The sequence below is a fragment of the Blautia wexlerae genome, from assembly GCF_013300825.1.
In the GTDB taxonomy this organism is placed as follows: Bacteria; Bacillota; Clostridia; order Lachnospirales; family Lachnospiraceae; genus Blautia_A; species Blautia_A wexlerae_B.
On record NZ_JAAIMY010000015.1, the window covers coordinates 44,475 to 65,643 of the forward strand.

Annotated in this window: 16 protein-coding genes and 1 tRNA gene; 12 read left to right on the forward strand and 5 right to left on the reverse strand. The window is 42.2% G+C overall.

Translation table 11 applies throughout. From position 1 onward, the window contains the following. Positions 1-191 precede the first annotated feature (191 nt). The 5 genes from galT (at position 192) to G4417_RS09330 (ending at position 8,291) form a co-directional block, all read left to right on the forward strand. On the forward strand, positions 192-1,682 hold the full coding sequence (galT, locus tag G4417_RS09310; protein ID WP_173683628.1) for a UDP-glucose--hexose-1-phosphate uridylyltransferase: 1,491 nt from the start codon (positions 192-194) through the stop codon (positions 1,680-1,682). Positions 1,683-1,853: 171 nt separating this feature from the next. Next, complete coding sequence (locus G4417_RS09315; RefSeq protein WP_173683627.1) at positions 1,854-4,277, forward strand: InlB B-repeat-containing protein; 2,424 nt, start codon at positions 1,854-1,856, stop codon at positions 4,275-4,277. Between the two features lie 149 nt (positions 4,278-4,426). After that, positions 4,427-5,818, forward strand: coding sequence for an asparagine--tRNA ligase (asnS, locus tag G4417_RS09320; RefSeq protein ID WP_008706954.1), 1,392 nt, complete (start codon positions 4,427-4,429; stop codon positions 5,816-5,818). Positions 5,819-5,902: 84 nt separating this feature from the next. Then, entirely contained in the window at positions 5,903-6,955 is a 1,053-nt protein-coding gene (locus tag G4417_RS09325; RefSeq protein ID WP_173683626.1) for a metallophosphoesterase family protein, read from the forward strand. Between the two features lie 10 nt (positions 6,956-6,965). Continuing rightward, positions 6,966-8,291: an ATP-binding protein gene (locus G4417_RS09330; RefSeq protein WP_173683625.1), complete on the forward strand. Its 1,326-nt coding sequence runs from the start codon at positions 6,966-6,968 to the stop codon at positions 8,289-8,291. 166 nt (positions 8,292-8,457) lie between these two features. Here the strand turns inward: G4417_RS09330 and G4417_RS09335 are convergent, their stop codons facing one another. From G4417_RS09335 to murC, 4 genes are all read right to left on the reverse strand, one after another. Continuing rightward, positions 8,458-9,645 carry a ribose-phosphate pyrophosphokinase gene (locus G4417_RS09335; RefSeq protein ID WP_026648770.1) on the reverse strand — a complete coding sequence of 396 codons (1,188 nt, stop codon included), beginning with the start codon at positions 9,643-9,645 and terminating at the stop codon, positions 8,458-8,460. Between the two features lie 3 nt (positions 9,646-9,648). After that, the gene (locus G4417_RS09340; RefSeq protein ID WP_173683624.1) at positions 9,649-10,632 is read right to left on the reverse strand and encodes an ATP-binding protein; all 984 of its coding nucleotides are present in this window, start codon (positions 10,630-10,632) and stop codon (positions 9,649-9,651) included. 67 nt (positions 10,633-10,699) lie between these two features. Then, positions 10,700-11,782, reverse strand: a complete 1,083-nt coding sequence (locus tag G4417_RS09345; protein WP_173683623.1) for a DnaD domain protein — start codon at positions 11,780-11,782, stop codon at positions 10,700-10,702. Between the two features lie 594 nt (positions 11,783-12,376). Next, a complete protein-coding gene (gene murC / locus G4417_RS09350) occupies positions 12,377-13,756 on the reverse strand; it encodes a UDP-N-acetylmuramate--L-alanine ligase (protein ID WP_173683622.1) in 1,380 nt (459 codons plus the stop codon). Positions 13,757-14,149: 393 nt separating this feature from the next. Between murC and G4417_RS09355 the strand changes: the two genes are divergently transcribed. The 5 genes from G4417_RS09355 (at position 14,150) to G4417_RS09375 (ending at position 19,280) form a co-directional block, all read left to right on the forward strand. After that, a complete protein-coding gene (locus G4417_RS09355; protein ID WP_173683621.1) occupies positions 14,150-15,424 on the forward strand; it encodes a glucose-1-phosphate adenylyltransferase in 1,275 nt (424 codons plus the stop codon). After that, positions 15,424-16,542, forward strand: coding sequence for a glucose-1-phosphate adenylyltransferase subunit GlgD (gene glgD / locus G4417_RS09360; protein WP_173683620.1), 1,119 nt, complete (start codon positions 15,424-15,426; stop codon positions 16,540-16,542). Before G4417_RS09355 ends, glgD begins: the two co-directional genes overlap by 1 nt. 49 nt (positions 16,543-16,591) lie before the next feature. Then, positions 16,592-16,879: a septation regulator SpoVG gene (gene spoVG / locus G4417_RS09365; protein WP_173683619.1), complete on the forward strand. Its 288-nt coding sequence runs from the start codon at positions 16,592-16,594 to the stop codon at positions 16,877-16,879. 196 nt (positions 16,880-17,075) lie between these two features. Beyond that, positions 17,076-18,413: a hypothetical protein gene (locus G4417_RS09370; protein WP_173683618.1), complete on the forward strand. Its 1,338-nt coding sequence runs from the start codon at positions 17,076-17,078 to the stop codon at positions 18,411-18,413. A gap of 171 nt (positions 18,414-18,584) precedes the next feature. Continuing rightward, a complete protein-coding gene (locus G4417_RS09375; RefSeq protein WP_008706935.1) occupies positions 18,585-19,280 on the forward strand; it encodes an anaerobic ribonucleoside-triphosphate reductase activating protein in 696 nt (231 codons plus the stop codon). Here G4417_RS09375 and G4417_RS09380 read toward each other — a convergent pair. Next, positions 19,251-20,312 carry a DUF6128 domain-containing protein gene (locus G4417_RS09380; RefSeq protein ID WP_173683617.1) on the reverse strand — a complete coding sequence of 354 codons (1,062 nt, stop codon included), beginning with the start codon at positions 20,310-20,312 and terminating at the stop codon, positions 19,251-19,253. The genes G4417_RS09375 and G4417_RS09380 overlap by 30 nt on opposite strands. A 166-nt stretch (positions 20,313-20,478) precedes the next feature. Between G4417_RS09380 and G4417_RS09385 the strand changes: the two genes are divergently transcribed. Together G4417_RS09385 and tadA are read left to right on the forward strand one after the other, a co-directional pair. Next, positions 20,479-20,552 (forward strand) — tRNA-Pro (locus tag G4417_RS09385). A 62-nt stretch (positions 20,553-20,614) separates the two neighbouring features. Further along, positions 20,615-21,160 (forward strand): tRNA adenosine(34) deaminase TadA, encoded by a 546-nt coding sequence (gene tadA / locus G4417_RS09390; protein ID WP_274603791.1) that lies wholly within the window; start codon positions 20,615-20,617, stop codon positions 21,158-21,160. Positions 21,161-21,169 lie beyond the last annotated feature (9 nt).

Sequence of the window (21,169 nt, forward strand, 5' to 3'; positions counted from 1 at the left end):
ACTGGCAGGCAGCTGATCACGGTGTGACAGTAACCTGCCAGTTATTAATTGAAAAAATTGTAAAAATCCTTCTTTACATTTCTGTGATATTTGAGTATTCTAAAAAGGACAAACAGTGGCAGAGAAATTTATTGTTTAAATTAAGTTACTGCAGAAATGAAACAGTAACAGCGAAACGGAGGAACGTACAAATGTTATATGAGAACATTAAGAAATTAGTACAGTACGGAGTAGAAACAGGACTTACACCGGCCTGCGAGAAGAATTATACAATAAATCTTCTTCTGGATGTCTTTAAAGAAGACGAATATGTGGAACCTGAGGAGGAGTATACAGATATTGAGCTGGAAGAGGTATTAAATGCACTTCTGGATGAAGCTGTAAAGAGAAACCTTATAGAAGACAGTGTTGTGTACAGAGATCTTTTTGATACCAGACTTATGAACTGTCTGATGCCGCGTCCGGCGCAGGTACAGAAAGAGTTCTGGAGCAGATATGAGAAAGATCCACAGGAAGCAACCGATTACTTCTATAAACTCAGTCAGGACAGCGATTATATTCGTCGTTATCGTGTAAAGAAAGATCAGAAATGGACAGTAGACAGTGAATATGGTAAAATTGATATCACCATCAATCTTTCCAAACCGGAAAAAGATCCAAAGGCAATCGCAGCAGCCAAACTTGCAAAGTCCAGCAGCTATCCGAAATGTCTTCTTTGTCCGGAGAACGAAGGATATGCAGGAAGAGTCAATCATCCTGCCAGAGAGAATCACAGAATCATTCCTATCACTGTAAATGACAGTCCCTGGGGATTCCAGTATTCTCCATATGTGTATTACAATGAACATTGCATCGTCTTTAACAGTCAGCATGTTCCGATGAAGATCGAGAAGAATACATTTATCAAGCTTTTTGATTTTGTAAAAATTTTCCCACATTACTTCCTGGGATCTAATGCAGACCTGCCGATCGTAGGCGGTTCTATTCTGAGCCACGATCATTTCCAGGGCGGACATTATACTTTCGCAATGGCAAAGGCACCCATCGAAAAGCATGTGACAATTCCGGGATATGAGGATGTAGAAGCTGGCATTGTAAAATGGCCTCTTTCAGTTTTGAGGATTCGTCATAAAGATGAAAAGAAACTGACAGAACTTGCAACACATGTTCTGGAAGTGTGGAGAGGTTATACAGACGAGGATGCATTTATCTTTGCTGAAACGGATGGAGAACCGCATAATACGATCACACCGATCGCCCGCAGATCCGGAGATGTATTTGAACTGGATCTTACACTGAGAAATAACATTACTACAGATGAACATCCTCTTGGCGTATATCATCCGCATGCAGAGTATCATCATATTAAGAAAGAGAATATTGGCCTGATCGAAGTAATGGGACTTGCCGTACTTCCGGCAAGATTAAAAGAAGAACTGGAACTTCTGGCAGAATATATTCTGGAAGGCAAAGACATTTCTTCAAATGAGAAGATTGAGAAACATGCAGCATGGGTTGCAGAATTCCTTCCGAAATATGACAAACTTGATAAAAACAACATTCAGGATGTTCTCAGAAAAGAAGTCGGCAATGTATTTGTCCATGTACTGGAGGATGCCGGCGTATATAAATGCACTGTAGAAGGCAGAGAGGCGTTTATGAGATTTATCAATAAATTATAAGGAATATTTTCAACCATAAGAAAACAGTGTTTACATAGCAGGATGACAAATCTGGTATTATTTACATATAAGCAGGCTGTAAAGGTCTGGTAATGTTTTTGAGTGATTGGGAATGCATAGAGAACGTCCCGCATATTGTATGTCGGGACGTTTTGCAAAATGGAGGTAAATATGTACAGAAAAAGACACAAAAGAGGAAAACGTCTGGCAAGTGTGTTTCTGACTGTGGCGATGATTACTGCCGCAGTTCCGGCACAGGCAGCAGAATTCAGCACTCCGGACAGTTTTGAACAGATTTTCAGTTCCGGTGAGGAAAATTCATACATTGCTGATAATGGGGATATTTTGTCGGCAGGTTCTGATCCGGAAGAAACGCCCGCACCAACAGTGACTCCTGTACCAGATGGCACACCAACACCATCTCCGGTGCCTACAGAGACTCCGACGCCATCAGTCACACCAGAACCATCAGTCATACCGACTCCGTCAGTTACACCGGGACCATCTTCGACACCGACCCCGTCGATTACGCCAACACCGACAATTAATCCGGAAAAAGAAATCATGCTCCGGTTTATAGATGGAGAGGGTAAGGAATGTGAACATCTGAGGACGGTAATGACATGGGGAGAATCCCTGATCCTGCCGAATGTACCGGATGAAAGTGCTCCGAATATGTGGAAACTGGAGAAAGATGAGAAGCTGGGAGATGCGATCAGTCTGAAGGGGGGAGATATCCTTACACTGAAGAAAAGTGAAAGCTGGAATATATTTCTCAAAGAAGGCGTATTAAATTTCTATATGCCAAAGAAATGTACAGTTTCTCTTTATAATAACTCAGGAACCGGTATATTTTCCAATGGTACTTTGAAAGTGTATGAGACAAAGAAGGTCATACTTCCGGATATGCCATCTTCCAAATATATTAATTATGGATGGACAGATATAAAGAAAGGTTCTGATGCAAAGTATGCACTGAATTCAGAATTTACAGTGACTGACGACACAGATTTCTATATTGTACGCCGTACGGTGCTTCAGGTGAAGTTTATGAACAATACCGGAGCAAGCAACAGTACTTTTGCCGGTCTTAATCAGAAAATCGGAAAAGGGCTTACGATCACAATGCCGTCGGTACCTACCAAAGCAGGCTATCAGTCTCTGGGATGGTCAAAAAGCAAAAAAGCTTCCAAAGCTGATTATCAGGTGAATCAGAAGATAACAGTATCAAAATCATTAAATCTCTACGCAGTATATAAGAAATTGCCCTATAAGGTTGCTTTCAATAATAACAGTGGAACAAGTACCAGCAAAGTCTATACTTCTCTTACTATGTATGCAGGAAAAAATCAGAAGGTAACACTCCCCCAGGTTCCGAAAGCAAAAGGTTATGTAAATCTGGGCTGGACGACTGTAAAGGGAGAGACAGAACCGGAATATTCAGCAGGTGAGACAGTAAAGATAAAAAAATCAACTCAGTTTTTTGCAGTGCGCAGAAAGAGTAATTATTATACGATCAGCTATTATCTGGGAAATGGAAAGACAAACTCAGCTTACAAAAAACTTACACAGACAGTAGAAGAGGGAACATTGGTTACTTTTGCCAAAGTACCGGCAAGAACTGGCTATGTTAACCTGGGATGGTCTACTAAGAAGAATTCCGAGAAGGTAAATGTGAAGACAACATATACGGTAAAAAAGAATATTACACTGTATGCTGTACAGAAGAAGGCGGTATTGCTGACATTACACAGGTATGACGGCAGTACATGGCAGAAAACAACACTGGCGAAGGGAACCTCCTATTCTCTTCCGGGGGTAAGAGATGCAGAAGGCTATACTTTTATGGGATGGTCCACAAAATCCATGCAGAGTACCTCTCCGGAATATGAAGCAGAGGAGAAAATCACAGTAGATAAAAATATGGATCTCTATGCAGTGGTATTTAACAGGGCAACGGAAACGGATCTGACAGAGGATCAGCTTCCGCAGGTAGATATCTATAAATATAAACAGGTGATTTTTGTAGGTGATTCCCGTACGGAATATATGTCAAATGTCCTGAAAGGAATGGGAGAATCCGCAATTAAAAACGTGAAGTTTGTCTGCTCTGCCGGAAAGGGACTGGATTGGTTTACCACTACAGGCTGGGCACAGCTTTATTCTATGGTACAACATGATACCAACAGTATTCTTTCAAGAAAAACAGCAGTGATCTTTAACTTTGGTGTAAATGATCTGGCAAAATATGCAGGTTATGTGGAATATTATAACTGGATTGCACCACAGCTTAAAAGCAAAGGATGTGAGCTGTATTTTATGTCTGTAAATCCGGTGAACCGTCTGATGCTTTCCAATACGGGGAGAGGGGACAGAAGTGAGGCGGCAGTCAGATCTTTCAATGAGTATATGAAGTCAAATTTGTCTTCTGATTACACTTATATTGACATGTATTCTTATCTGAAATCAACAGGATACAGCTTTGCAAGTGATAAGTACGGAAGCGGTACTATAGATGACGGACTGCACTATACTGTAAAGACATATAAGCGTATTTATGCAAAATGTATGGATTCGTTGAGAGTGCCGGCTTAAGAAAGAAAAAACACGGTTAAATACCAGATTACTCCTTGCGTGAAAACAGGGAATAGTCTATACTAAAAGACGAGATGGCTGTTATCAGAAACAGCGTTTCGTCTTTTTGTGTAAGACCAGAACGATGAGGAGAAAGAGGAAACATAGATATGAAGTTAACAACAGTAAAAGAGATTTACAAAGAGAGAGAAAAATACCTGGATAAAGAGGTTACAGTAGGCGGATGGGTACGAAGCGTACGTGACTCCAAGACATTTGGATTTATCGTGCTTCACGACGGAAGCTTTTTTGAGACTCTTCAGGTAGTTTATCACGATACAATGGAGAACTTTGCTGAGATCAGCAAATTAAACGTAGGTGCAGCGATTATTGTCAAAGGTACACTGGTAGCAACTCCACAGGCAAAACAGCCATTTGAGATCCAGGCAGCAGAAGTTACAGTAGAGGGTAATTCTGCACCAGACTATCCACTTCAGAAGAAACGCCACAGTCTTGAATACTTAAGAACCATCACACATCTCCGCCCGAGAACAAATACATTCCAGGCAGTATTTCGTGTACGTTCTCTGTGTGCCTATGCAATCCATCGTTTCTTTCAGGAACAGGGATTTGTTTATGTGCATACTCCACTGATCACAGGAAGCGACTGTGAAGGTGCAGGTGAGATGTTCCAGGTAACTACTCTGGATATGAATAATGTTCCGACTGATGACAAGGGTGCTGTAGATTACTCTCAGGATTTCTTTGGAAAAGAAACCAATCTGACAGTAAGCGGACAGTTAAACTGTGAGACTTTTGCACAGGCATTCCGTAATGTTTATACTTTCGGCCCAACTTTCCGTGCTGAGAATTCCAACACAACCCGCCATGCAGCAGAGTTCTGGATGATCGAGCCGGAATGCGCATTTGCAGATCTGAACGATAACATGGATCTTGCAGAGGCAATGCTGAAATATGTGATCCGTTATGTACTGGAGAATGCACCGGAAGAGATGAATTTCTTCAATTCTTTCGTTGATAAGGGACTTCTGGACAGATTGAACCATGTGATCAATTCTGAGTTTGGACATGTTACTTACACAGAAGCAGTGGAGCTCCTGGAGAAGAACAACGATAAATTTGACTACAAAGTATTCTGGGGATGCGATCTGCAGACAGAGCATGAGCGCTATCTTACAGAGGAGATCTTTAAGAAACCTGTATTTGTAACAGATTATCCGAAGGAAATCAAAGCATTCTACATGAAGATGAATGAGGATAACAAGACTGTTGCAGCTATGGACTGTCTGGTGCCTGGAATCGGTGAGATCATCGGTGGAAGCCAGAGAGAGGATGATATTGAAAAACTTGAGAAACGTATGGACGAGCTGGGACTGAAGAAAGAGGATTATGACTTCTATCTTGATCTTCGTAAATATGGTTCCACACGCCATTCAGGATTTGGTCTTGGATTTGAACGTTGCGTAATGTACCTTACCGGCATGGGCAATATCCGCGACGTAATCCCATTCCCAAGAACTGTTAAGAACTGTGATTTATAATTTGACTGATATCAGTATTGTGGGAGCATTGAAGCTGTAGAACAATCCGCAGATATCAAAAATATTATAGAAAGAGAGATTGGCATGAGATTTATTCATCTTGCAGATGTAAACCTTGGAGCGGTCCCGGACAGGGGCTGTCCATGGAGCAGCAGGCGGGAGGAAGAAATCTGGGAAACTTTCCGCCGGGTTATTGCGGGTATCCGCGAAAATCCGGTGGATTTGTTGTTTATAACAGGAGATTTGTTCCACCGTCAGCCTCTTCTACGGGAACTGAAAGAAGTAAATGACCTGTTTTCCACTATTTTGGATACCCGGATTTATCTGATGGCAGGAGACCATGACTATATCAGGGTGGATTCTTTTTACCGGGATTTTCAGTGGGAAAAGAACGTGACATTTTTTAAGAATGAACAGATTACCTGCGTGAAAGATGAGAAACTGGATGTTTATGTATATGGACTGAGCTATGAACATCAGGAAATAGAGGATCCTCTTTATGATTCTGTACACCCTGCAGAGGGAGAGGGACTTCATATTTTGCTGGCTCATGGAGGAGACGAAAGACACATCCCCATGAACATCCGATCGATTGCTGCATCAGGATTTGACTATGTTGCTCTGGGACATATTCATAAACCCCAGATACTGATCCGGGATAATGCAGCCTACGCAGGTGCACTGGAGCCTGTTGACAGAAATGATCTGGGTGATCACGGATACATAGAAGGCCATCTGGAAAAAGGAAGACTGAGGATAAATTTTGTTCCTTTTGCCTGCCGTTCTTATGAACAGATTCTTCTGATGCTGCGTGAGGACTCCACTCAGGCATCGCTGGAAGAGATGCTGAAGGCAGATCTGGCAAATAAAGGACGCATGAATATCTACAGGATTGTGATCCGGGGAACCAGGGCACCGGAACTTCTGTTGCTTCCTGAGAGACTGAAGTCTTTTGGCTATGTGACAGAGATTCTGGATGAATCAAAGCCTGCCTATGATCTGGAAGCACTTCAGAAAAAATACAGTGGAACACTGATCGGTGACTATATCAGCTATTTTTCTGAAAAAGACAGAAATGCGGTGGAGGAAAAGGCATTATATTATGGCCTTCAGGCTCTACTGGAGACAAGCAGGTGACAGGTAGAATATGATTATCAGACATTTAAATATCAAAAATTTTGGAACGATCAATGACAGAACCCTGGAGTTTTCTCCGGGAATTAACGTTCTGTATGGGGAGAATGAAAACGAAAGAACAACAATCCATACGTATATTAAAAGTATGTTTTTTAAAGATATCAGTGAAGCAATCAGTGATAATGCAGTTTTTGTTGGGCCGTTAAAGAGTGCGACAGAGCAGGATCTGATCAGGGAACTGCAAAAATTTATGGCTGGCTGTCAGGGAACCGGAGACGGTGCCATGGATCTGGGGCGTGCCATGCAGATGCTTAAAATGTCCAGAAAGGGTTATCAGGTTCAGGCAGAAAGAAAACAGAAAGAGACAGAACAGGAACGTCAGAAACTTCTCACAAAGATGGATGATATCAGAAACGAACTGAACGAGATTCAGAAAGAGCTGGTTCAGATTGATGAGAAAGAAGGCTCATTAAGGATGCGTCCCGGAGATGAAAGTGGAGAAATTATTCTGGATGAGAGAATGGCAGAAGCGAAGGCCAGAAGAAACGGATTTGCGGTGGGAATGCTGATATCAGCTTTTGCCGGCATTCTCGGACTGATTTTGTCTGCGATCATAGCAGACAGTATTGCGGTAAGCCTGACTGTGGCTGTAGCTGCTGCCGGACTGGTGGGACTTTGTGGAAAACAGCAGATGAAGTATGCAAGGGAATTTCAGAAGAGAATTCGGATGAAGAAACGCTGGATCTCCAGACAGGAGAAACTTAAGTGCAGTAAAGAAAGCCTCAGACAGGATTGTGATGAGAAAGAAACAGAACTTCGTAATATTCAGGAAGAATACAGGGAATATGAGGAAAATTCCTGTCTGCCTACATCTGAGGAGAGGGAGCTGCAGGCTTTAAATATGGCTATGGAAACCATAGAGAGATTGTCAGGAAATATTCATCTTCAGTTTGGACGAAGGCTTCAGACGCGTACTTCGCAGATTCTGAGGGAGGTTACGGGCGGCAAGTATCAGGATGTACTGATGGATGCAGCGTGCCATATGACTGTAACTGCCGGGGATGGAACAGTTGCGTTGGAGCATCTGAGCCGTGGTACCCTGGAATTGATTTATTTTGCCATGCGCATGGCGGCAGGTGAGCTTTTATGTCAGGAAGAAAGCCTGCCGATGATACTGGATAACATCTTTGGGATGTATGAGGAAGAAGATCTTGCGGCAGTTCTCAGATGGATGTATAAGGAGAAAAGGCAGATAATCATCAGTACATGCAGCAAACGTGAGATGGAACTTCTGGACAGGGAAGAAATCCCCTGTCAGAAACTGATTCTTTCCTGAACTTTCAGGCATTCAGAAACTATAGTAGGGCAGAGCAGATTGTGAATGTCTGTCTGACATCTGTCATTATAATATAACAAAAAGAGAGATTTCATGCACTGCAGGAATTCCGGATAAAATAATCGGAGCAGGACATGAAATCTCTTTTTAATGTTACAGAGCTTGTTTATTTCTCATCATACTGAGCCATGTAATTGCTTACGCAGCGGTTGATCCTGTCAACCGGGTTGAGCAGATAGCTTACGGACTGATCATGATTAAGAGTATCAATGATCAGGGCGATATATTTACTCATATCACAGGAGATGTAGTAATCTTTTGCAAGAAGCTCAGGAGACTGATAGATCAGGTTTGTAGTGAGCAGTTTGTCAAACACTCCTGCCTTATGAGCCTCATCAAATTTCTCGAGTCCGTTTGTAAACAGTCCGAAAGTAGAGCAGATATAAATTCTGCCTGCTCCTCTTTCCTTGAGGAGAGAAGAAATCTTAAGAACTGTATCACCGGAAGAAATCATATCATCGATCAGGATCATATCTTTGCCCTTAAGGTTTGGACCGAGGAATTCGTAAGCTGCGATCGGGTGACGTCCGTTAATCCGTTTGGAGTAATCCAGACGTTTGTAATACATACCCATATCAACACCGAGGATATTGGCAAGATAGATCGCACGGTTCATGCTTCCCTCATCAGGGCTGATGATCATGAAGTGATCATTATCAATGTGAAGTCCCTTCTCATGATTGAGAAGCGCCTTGATAAACTGATAGGATGGCTGTACGGTTTCAAATCCGTGCAGTGGAGTGGCGTTCTGTACACGTGCATCATGTGCGTCAAAAGTGATGATATTCTCCACACCCATACTTACAAGTTCCTGAAGTGCTGTTGCACAGTCCAGGGATTCTCTGCCGCTGCGGATATTCTGGCGGCTTTCGTACAGATAAGGCATGATCACGTTTACTCTTCGGGCTTTACCGCCAATCGCGCCGATTACACGCTTCAGATCCTGGAAATGGTCATCAGGGGACATAAGATTCTCGTATGGTCCGATGCTGTAGGTAAGACTGTAGTTACATACATCAACCATCAGATAGATATCGTCACCACGTACAGATTCCATGATCGTACATTTCGCCTCGCCGGAACCGAAACGTGCTGTCTGGACCGGGATCAGATAGGAATCTCTCTGATAACCCTCAAATGCAAAAGAATCAAGCTCCTCGTGGCTGCGCTCTTTACGCCACTGTATCAGCCATTCATTTACCTTCTCACCCAGATCCTTACAGCTGATCAGAGGGATCAGACCAAGTCTGCCCACCGGAAGTGTAGTTAAATCTTTAGTTGTTGCCTGTGCCATATTTTATTTTCCTCCTAAAAAAATTTTCTGTATACGGATATCCTTTCCTTCCAGCTTCACCATACGGTAGTTGCTGGCGATTCTCGAAAAGGTTCGTTCGGAATAAGTATCCGAGAAATTTTCCAGTTTCAGATTTGTTGATATGATCGTAGACTTCCTGCGCATGATACGTTCATTTATGCACAAAAACAACTGGGAAGAGACAAAGCTGTTTGTAAGTTCAGTTCCCAGGTCGTCGATGATCAGCAGATCGCTGTCAAATACAAATTCCGATCCTTCTGTTTTATCTCTGGAGAATTTGGAGTCTGCCAGCAGTTCAAACAGATCAAATGCGGAAAAGTACATAACGCAATGTGCTGATTCCAGAAGATCATGAGCAATACAGTGAGAAAGAAAAGTCTTACCCACGCCGGTATCACCGTAAAGAAACAGATTCTCAAAGGAACCGTCAAAATTTTTCACGAAACCTCTGGCAATATCATAAGCTCTCCGGGCCGTTTCTCTTTCTGTCAGTCCGGTAGCTTCGTTCTTCATTGTATCAGAATAATAATCAAAAGAAAAGTGGTCAAAGTTTTCTTTTTTGAGAATTTCTTTTAAATTGGACTGCGTATAGAGCAGTTCTATCTCTGCTTTTTTAAAACAGGTACATTTTTGGCTTCCGACGTAACCGGTATCCTGACAGACCGGACACTTATATGGAAGTTCCAGATAATTCTCCGGATACGAATTACATACCAGCAGGGCATTGCGCTCCTGAGACAAAAGAGAAATTGCAGCTTTAAGGTCCTCAAGACCTGATGATTCTCCGCTTAAGAGTGCTCTTGCTTTTTTTGCGCTCAGAGTGGCAACCTCTTCATCTATTTCGCGGATGCGTGGGATTTTTTTATAAATCTCCTGAGTACGCTCCTCCAGAATACGTCTGTTCTGAGACTGGGTCTTGCTGTATTCCCGCATGATCGTATCATACTGATAATTCTGTAAAGGCATAACCTCACACCCTTTCGTTTGTTTTTTGTAGCTGTTCAGTGGTTTTCAGACTGCTATATCACTGCTGTTACTGATTCAGTAATTTCTTCTCATATTCATTAAAGTCGTACTGTCTCTGATGAAAATTGTTAAACCTGTTTGAAGCAGTTGGTTTTTGGGCTGTTTTTCGCTGGGTATTCTTTTCCAGCTTCTGGCGCTGATGTTGGGCATCGAGAAGCCGGACATCTGCAAGTGTGCGGACATTTTTATCTTTCCATCCGGAGAGAATCTTATCCGCATACTGGAAACTGGGCTGTCCTGTGGAGAGAACTGTGCGGCTGCAGGCTTCCTGGATAATATCCATGGTAAAGCCATAGTCATTCAGCCAGGTGTTCATAAGAGAAACTTCTGTATCTACAGGATTTCGTCCGCTGATCCCCATTGACCTGAAAATGGTAAAATATTCCTTTGCATAACGGGAATTTGCTTCTTTTGCCATAGTGACAGTGGTGATTCCCTCATCTGCCCAAGCAAGAGCGACGGTTTCTATGTAACGCATACTCTTATGTCCGCGGCTGACGCTGTATTCGATCAGATATTCGATCAGATCAGGTGAGAATTTCAGCTCATCATAGAAAAACAGAATCTTTTTCATTTCAGTAGGGGTAAGGGTTTTGCCGAGATACTGTTCTGCAATATAAAGGAGCTGTACGATCTCATCATTTTGCTTTAATTCTTTTACACGGTCAGGAGAGAGCGAAGAGGTTGTCCTGGCAGTCTGTTTCACGGGCTGTGCCGGCGCAGACGAAGCCTGTGCCTCTGTTTGGGCAACAGGTACTGCCTGAACAGGTGCGCCGGGAGATTCTGCTTTTATGGGTGGTACATTAAGTGTAATATCTGCAAGATCTTCATTACTTCTGTAGGTTAAAGTAAGGAGTTTCTCCTTCTCCCAGTATTTTAGAGCGCGGATGATGTCACGTTCCGTACAGAAGAAATGATCTGCCATCTGCTCCAGACTGAAAGGTACAGAAGCGTCAGAAAGAAGCCTCAGAAGATAGATATAGACTTTTACAAATTCTCCGTTGGCTTCGGGCATATAGTTGTCTATGAAATTGTTGGTTAATACAGTGACCTCCGCATTGCGGGAATTCTGTAAAGTGATCATAGCCATGAATCTCCACTCTCTTTCATAATAAGATGTCAGGAATAAAAGGAAGTTAGTCCCTGACTTGATATCTATGAATTATAGCACAACATTTTTTAAAAGAGAATAGGGGATTTTTGTCGAAGATTTCATCCACATTTGAATGTGGATAATGTGGATAATGTGGAAAGATAAAATTCAGTATATATTATTGGAAACCTGAAAAATGTTGAATTTCAGGGAAAAACAGAGTATTACAGGGGACGAATAATGTCGAATTATGTTAAGTGATTTATGCACATATACATCCACACAGGCAGACAGATGAAAATGTGTATAACAATGTGGAAAATGTGGATAAGTACTCTGGACTACTTTAAATAAAGGAAGAACTGAGGGGGATAAAATGTTTATAACTTTTTGGAGAAAATTGTCGACAGAGACACAAGGGTTCAGTGTCTTCTATTGCTATAAGTTGGGCGGTTGTAAAAAACAAGACAATCCAGAAAAAATATTTTCCGAATTGTCCTGTGTAAATTGTTGATATCTATGTCAGGCAGCGGATTGCAAATAACTGTCTGACAACTGCCTATTATAATAGGAGGTTATCCGTCAGAAACATTATTTACCCAGCAGATGTTCTCCGATATTAACAACATCGCCGGCTCCCATGGTGATGAGCAGATCTCCCTCCTGACAGTTTGCGAGAAGATAATTCTCAATCTCATCAAAGGTCGGGAAATATTCGCAGGGTGTTCCAAGTTCCTGGATACGCTTCTGCAGATCCTCTGAAGAAATTCCCAGAGTATCGGTTTCTCTTGCAGCATAAATATCTGCAACTACCACATGATCTGCCAGGCTGAGTGCTTTGGCAAATTCCGGAAGCAGAGCTTTGGTACGGGTATATGTATGTGGCTGGAATACACACCATAATTTTTTATGTGGATAATTGTGTGCGGCATGAAGAGTTGCTTCAATCTCTGTAGGATGATGTGCATAATCGTCTACAATCGTAACCCCTGCAACTTCTCCTTTATACTGGAAACGGCGGTCTGTACCTGTGAAGCTTCCAAGTCCCTTGATGATTACGTTTTCGGAAAGACCAAGAAGATGGCCAAGGGCAATTGCTGCCAGTGCATTGGAAACATTGTGGATGCCCGGCACTTTCAGATAATAGCTGCCAACCTTAACGCCGTTGCGCAGAACAGTGAAGGAAGCATGTCCATATTTGTCGTAAGTGATATCTGCTGCCTGATAATCTGCATCATGTTCCAGACCATAAGTAATCACATTACATGGAAGATCCCGGATGATATCTTCATATTTCGGAGTATCTGCATTAATGATCAGTGTACCGTCAGCAGGAAGAAGCTCTGCAAAGCGGCGGAAGGAATGACGGATATCGTCAATATCCTTAAAGAAATCCAGATGGTCTGCATCCATATTCAGGATAATACTGATCTTCGGGAAAAAGCTCAGAAAGCTGTTGGTGTATTCACAGGCTTCTGTGACAAAAGTCTCAGAATTGCCCACACGGATGTTTCCGCCGATAGCAGGAAGAATACCTCCCACACTGATGGTCGGGTCACAGTCTCCTGCAAGAAGAATGTGAGATACCATAGATGTTGTGGTTGTTTTTCCATGAGTTCCGGAAATGGCAACAGGAGTATCATAATTCCTCATGATCTGTCCGAGAAGTTCTGCACGTGTGAGCATTGGAAGGCCTTTTTCCTTTGCGCAGGCAAATTCCGGGTTGTCGGGATGGATAGCTGCGGTATATACCACAACATCTACGTCATCGGTAATGTTTGTGGCACGCTGTCCGTAATAGATGGTGGCTCCCTTTTTCTCCAGTGCCTGAGTAAGAGGACTGGATTTGGAATCGGAACCGGAAATGACAAAATCCTCGCCGAGAAGAATCTCGGCCAGTCCGCTCATGCTGATGCCGCCGATACCGATAAAATGTATATGAAGTGGTTTGTGAAAATCTATCTGATACATAGTATGTTCTCCTTGATCAATTATTTACAAATCTTTATAAATCCGATAACTGTGAAATATTAGCACAGTTACTGGAACTGTTTTGTCTGTTTGTTTATTATACTCCCTGTACCTTAAAATGAAAAGGACTTCTTTTTGTTGATAAAAAATCACAAAAAACGACATTGGATATATAAAAAATGCCTAATAATATATCGGCAGAAATACAGGCTGAATAAAAAACGTGTGCAAAAATCATAAAAAAACAAAAAATGAAAAACAAAAATTGTAAATAATGTTCACTAACAGATGAAAGTGTGTTATAATCAAATAATCATAACCTGTAACTGTTCAGTGCCTCGCGAAACAGCAGACTGACGAATAGTTACCATAACTACAACAAGAGGTGATTGCATGATTAAGAAAGAAATGATAGCTATGCTTCTGGCCGGCGGTCAGGGCAGCAGACTGGGTGTACTGACAGAAAAAGTAGCGAAACCTGCAGTTGCTTTTGGCGGGAAATATCGTATCATAGATTTTCCCTTAAGTAACTGTATTAATTCAGGCATCGATACAGTGGGTGTATTGACACAGTATCAGCCATTGCGACTTAATACACATATCGGAATTGGTATTCCATGGGATCTTGACAGAAACGAAGGTGGTGTAACAGTACTTCCGCCTTACGAGAAGAGCACCAGCAGTGAGTGGTACACAGGAACAGCCAATGCAATCTTCCAGAATATGGATTACATGGAACAGTATAATCCGGATTATGTCCTGATCTTATCCGGTGACCATATCTATAAGATGGATTATGAAGTAATGCTTGATTTCCATAAAGCGAATAAAGCGGATGTGACGATTGCCTGTATGCCGGTACCTATTGAGGAAGCAAGCCGTTTTGGTATCATGGTAACAGATGACATAGGACGCATTACGGAGTTTGAGGAGAAACCGGAGCATCCAAGCAGCAATCTGGCGTCCATGGGAATTTATATTTTCAGCTGGCCTGCTTTAAAGGAAGCATTGATGTCTCTGAAGGATCAGAACAGCTGTGATTTTGGCAAACATGTTCTTCCATACTGCAAGGAGAAAGGTGAGAGACTTTTCGCCTACGAATACAATGGATACTGGAAGGATGTAGGAACACTGGGTTCTTATTGGGAAGCCAATATGGAACTGATCGATATTATTCCGGAATTTAATCTCTATGAAGAATTCTGGAAGATTTACACAAAGGGAGATATTATCCCGCCTCAGTATATTTCGGCAGATGCGGTTACAGACAGATGTCTGATCGGTGAGGGTGCAGAAATTTATGGGGAAATACATAATTCTGTGATCGGACCAAATGTTGTGATCGGAAAAGGCAGCGTGATCCGTGATTCCATTATCATGCGCAATTCTACCATTGGTGAGGGCGTACAGATGGATAAGGCTATTATTGCCGAGGATGTTACTATTGGAAACAATGTTGTACTGGGATGTGGTGAGGAAGCACCGAATGTGCTGAAACCTGCAGTTTATGCATTTGGAATTGCTACGGTTGGTGAACGAAGCGTGATCCCGGATAATGTAAGGGTTGGAAAGAATACAGCAATCTCAGGCATAACTGTTCCTGAGGATTATCCTGATGGTGAGCTGGCTGGCGGACAGGTGATTACAGCAAAGGACGGTGACGAATAATGAGAGCGATAGGTATTATTTTGGCTGGCGGTAATAATAACCGCATGAGAGAATTATCAAATAAGAGGGCAATCGCAGCAATGCCGATCGCCGGAAGCTACAGAAGTATCGACTTCGCACTGAGCAACATGGCAAGCTCCCATATTCAGAGAGTTGCTGTTCTGACACAGTACAATGCCCGTTCTCTGAATGAACATTTAAGCTCTTCCAAATGGTGGGATTTCGGAAGAAAACAGGGTGGTCTCTTTGTATTTACACCTACGATTACAAAAGAGAACAGTCTGTGGTATCAGGGAACAGCAGATGCTATTTATCAGAATCTGGAATTCCTTAAAAGCAGTCATGAACCATATGTAGTGATCGCATCCGGCGACTGTGTTTATAAGATGGATTACAACAAGGTTCTTGAATATCATATTGCGAAACGTGCAGATGTTACGGTAGTATGCACTACCTGCGATGATCCCAATGAGATTGAGAGATTTGGTGTTCTCCGTATGAATGAGGACTGCAGGATTGAGGAATTTGAAGAGAAGCCAATGGTTTCTTCTTATAATACAATTTCAACAGGTATCTATGTTATCCGAAGAAGACAGTTGATCGAACTGATCGAGAGAGCTGCACTGGAAGGCAGACATGATTTTGTAAAGGATATTCTGATCCGCTACAAGAATCTTAAGAGAATCTATGGATATAAGATTGACACATACTGGAGCAATATTTCTACAGCGGAAGCATATTATAAGACAAATATGGATTTCCTGAAACCGGAGATCAGAAACTATTTCTTCAAACAGGAACCGACAATTAAGACAAAGATTGATGATCTGCCTCCTGCAAAATACAATCCGGGAGCACAGGTGAAGAACAGCCTGGTTGCCAGCGGATGTATTATTAATGGTACGGTGGAGAATTCCGTCCTTTTTAAAGACGTATTTGTAGGAAATAACTGTGTGATCAAGAACTCTGTGATTTTGAACAATGTATATCTGGGAGATAATACTCATATTGAGAACTGCATTGTTGAAAGCCGGGATACTATTCGTGCAAATTCGTATTACTGCGGCGACGGTGAAGTGAAGATCGTCGTAGAGAAAAATGACAGATATATACTGTAAATAAAACAGCCGGATAGATTCGGTAAATCGAAAGGAGTAAATTTGTATCATGAATATTACTGACGTGCGTGTGAGGAAGGTAGCAAAAGAAGGAAAGATGAAGGCGGTTGTTTCCATAACGATCGATGATGAATTTGTAGTACATGATATTAAGGTGATTGAAGGAGAAAAAGGGTTATTTATTGCTATGCCAAGCCGTAAGGCAACAGACGGAGAATATCGTGATATTGCACATCCGATCAATTCTGCAACACGTGACAGGATCCAGACAATTATTCTGGACAAGTTCCAGGAAGTTATGGATGCGGAATCGGAAGAAGCTGCAGAAGCGGAATAACCGGTGAATAAAGAACTGTAAACAAATAAGAAGAAGCACAGGCACTGTCTCTGAAAAAGGGCAGTGCCTGTTTTTTGTTAGCATTGGTGAAAACGCAAAATGTTACATAATTATTACATAAGTTAATAAAAAGTGTTGATTTTTTTACGAAATATGATATACTGGGTTTCAGATTAACGAGAAAGGTGATTGATTTATGAAGAAAAAAGTTTTTTCATTACTGCTGGCCGGAATGCTTACTTTTTCTATGGGAACAACTGCATATGCAACAGAAGATGCGATTGCTGATATGCAGGCTCAGAAACAGCAGGCAGAAGCCGGACTTGCCCAGACACAGGCGAATATTGATAGCCTTCAGAGCAAGAAGCAGGAGCTGGAGAACTATCTGTCTGATTTGAATACACAGTATGAAGACCTGACTAATGCAATTTCTGAACTCAGCATACAGGCCGGAGAGAAAGAGAATGAGCTGAAACAGCTTCACACAGAATTAAAGAAAGCCAAGAAGGCATTAAATAAACAATATGATGATATGAAGCTCCGCATCCAGTATATGTATGAGAATGGCGGTACATCTGCATTAGAGACTTTGCTGTCATCTAAGGATCTTTCTGAGTTCCTCAACAATGCAGAGAGTGTTGCGAAGATTTCCCAGTATGACAGGACTATGCTGGAGAAATGCGAGAACCTTCAGAACACTATCAAAGATCAGGAAACAACTGCTGAGGAAGAGAAGGCTGCTATTGATCAGCTTCTTGAAGAGAGAGCGGCCAAACAGCAGGAGGTTCAGAATCTTGCAGCAAGCACAAGTGATAACATCTCTTCCTATGTAAGCCAGATTAGCGCAAGCCAGGAAGAAGCAGCAGCACTGACTGCAGAAATCAACAATGCAGATAACAGCATTGCTCAGCTTGTGCAGCAGGCAGAAGAGGAAAAAGCAGCCAGAGAGGCAGCGCAGGCACAGGCCGAAGCAGAGGCGGCAGCGGCACAGGAACAGGATGCAGAAGAGAGTTCTGATGATTATGAAGAAGATACAGATTCCTATGAGGAAGACTCTTCGGACAGTCAGGATTCTTCGGAGACTGAAGGATCTGATGATAATTCTGAAGATTCCTATTCTGAAGATTCAGGGGATTCTGCTGATGAAGATATATACGAAGAGAACGATGCAGATTCCTATGAGGGAGACTCTGACGGTAGCGAATCAGAAGATACATCTGACAGCCAGGCATCCTCAGACAGTTCTTCCGGTCAGGGAAAATACCTTGGCAACTTTACATTGACTGCATATTGCAACTGCGCACAGTGCTGCGGTACAGCAGGTAACCTGACAGCCAGCGGAACAGTTCCGACAGCAGGACGTACTGTGGCTATGGCGGGAGTACCCTTTGGAACACAGCTTCTGATCAACGGAAATGTATACACAGTAGAGGATCTGGGAACACCTTATGGACATGTTGATATTTATTGTGACAGCCATTCAGAAGCATTAAGCTTCGGACTTCAGTCTGCTGAGGTTTATCAGTTGAACTGATAACAAAACAATAATGTGATTAAGAACTCTGGTAAAACAGGGTTCTTTTTTTCGAATTTTTGTCCGGATTGCTATAACATAGGTGGTTTAACTTGAGGATTCAGATGCCTGATGATAAAATGATATATCAGATTTATATACGGTAAAATATAATTGGAATGGAGATAAACAATGAGAATCTGTGGCTTTAATAAAACGACATTGCTGGACTATCCGGGAAAGGTAGCCAGTACTATATTTCTGGGTGGATGCAATTTCCGCTGTCCGTTCTGTCAGAATGGTATATTGGTTGTGGCTCCCGGAGAACAGCCGGATTACAGTCAGGAGGAACTTTTGACTTTTTTGAAAAAAAGAAAGGGGATTCTGGACGGGGTCTGCATTTCAGGAGGGGAACCTACACTGTCAGATGGTCTGGAGGAATTTCTGGGAAAAATCAAAGAGCTGGGCTATGCTGTTAAACTGGACACCAATGGCTCACGTCCGAAGATTGTAAAACATCTGGCAGAAGCCGGACTGATCGATAAAGTAGCTATGGATATCAAAGCCTGTCCGGATAACTATGGAAATCTGACCGGAATAGAAAAGCCTGATATGGACAGTATTTTTGAGACAGCAGATTTTCTGCTGCATGGGAATCTGGACTATGAATTCAGAACAACAGTAGTACGGGAACTGCATACGCAGAAGGATTTTGAAGAAATCGCCGGGTGGCTGGCAGGAGCGAAAGAATATTATCTGCAGGCTTATAAGGACTCAGATGGAGTCCTCAGGCCTGGATATGGAAGCTATACTTTTGAAGAACTTCAGAATTTTCAGAAGATTCTTCAAAAGACGATTTTATCTGTGGGAATCCGGGGCATCGATTAAACGATACCAGTAACCGCCGCGCATTTTTGGAATCTCTATATAGCTGCTTTCTTTGAAGTAAGGAAAGCCAAACATATTTGCCATAAAGCGTTCCTGCTGATTATAAACGCCGGGAACGCCGAGGATATACTGTCCGTTATTTCTTTGTCCTAAAAGCAAATATCCGAAATTATAATGCCCGTACTGGAGAAATCGGTTATTGCGCAGTGCACAGTAATGCCGCGGAAAACGCTTCAGATCATCAAGGTGTATCTTCCATGCAGCGATCAGTTCGCCATCGGAGAAGGGGGAAAATTCGGCAGAGGTTTTTCTGTTTTCTATATTTCTTTCCGGGACAGGAGTGCCGGCATTTTCAGAACTATTGGTATCTTCAACAGTATTATCTGAGATATCGGATGATTCTGTTTCTGGATTGTTATCAGATGTTCTCTGAGCTGGAATGTTGGCAGACGGTTCAACTGATAAAGCATCGTCAGGAACTTTTGTAAGTGAGATGTCTTCAGGTTTTTCTGAAATATCTTTTGGTTCTTCGGGCGCCCCCTGAGAGGGCAGAATTTCCTGCAATACTATACCTGCCGGAACTTTGGGTTTCTGTGAAGTGATTTTCGCAGAGTCAGGAATATCTGCGGCAGGCATAGCTTTTATTTCATGGAAATTCTCCGGACGTATAGGCTGATCGTCCCATTCAGTACCAAAGAATCCGCCGGTATCTGAAGTAATGATCATTCCACCCATCTTACCAATTGCAATGCCGGAGTCATTCATATCTGTTGCATCTGTTATGATCAGGCATTCTACAGTTTCTTTCTCTGTCTCGCAGGTATCCAGAAGAATTCCGTTGATCAGGCCATCCTTTCGTGTAAATCCATAAATATTGCATTTTACATTTTCAGGCAGCTCCGGACAATGCAGATGAATCTCAACAGAACATTGCTGATCTTTTACTTCAACTTTAATAAATCCGCAGTTGCTGCCTTTCTTTCCGTTTTCATAGTCATATACATATGCGATAAAACGCCGATATCCAGACAAAATCCTTCCTCCGTAAAACCAGATTCAATAATGTATATGACCGTTAAAAAAAAATATGCCACTGTTCATTCCGCTCTCAATAACAAAAATATTCAAAAAAATTAAAAAATTTGAAAAAATCTATTGACAAACTGCAATTTTATTAATATAATAGCACTTGCATTGACGAAGCGTGGCTCAGTTTGGTAGAGCGCTGCGTTCGGGACGCAGAGGTCGTGGGTTCGAATCCCGTCGCTTCGACTACGCATAGGAAGTCTGAAACCAATTGGTTTTCAGGCTTTCTTTTTGCTATTCTGGTAGTGATGCAACAGCAGAAAGGAAAAGAAAAGTTGACAGATCAGGAACGTTTTATGAAAGAAGCTATCCGTCAGGCGAAGAAGGCAGAAGCTCTGGAAGAAGTGCCAATCGGCTGTGTGATCGTGCATGAGGGTAAGATCATCGCACGTGGATATAACAGAAGAAACACAGATAAAAACACACTTTCCCATGCAGAACTGAATGCAATCCGCAAAGCCAGTAAAAAACTTGGAGACTGGCGGCTGGAGGGATGCACTATGTATGTGACGCTGGAACCATGTCAGATGTGCTCCGGGGCACTTGTCCAGTCCAGAATAGATGAAGTAGTGATCGGCTGTATGAATGCCAAAGCGGGTTGCGCGGGTTCTGTGATGAATCTTTTGCAGGTGGATGGATTTAATCATCAGGTAAAGATTATACAGGGAGTTCTGGAAGAGGAATGTTCTTCTATGTTGTCTGAGTTTTTCAGAAAGCTTCGTGAAAAAAAGAAGCAGGAAAAGGCAGCCCTTAAAGCTGCACAGGAGAATTTCAAGAGAGAACCGGAACAATAAAAGTAAAAA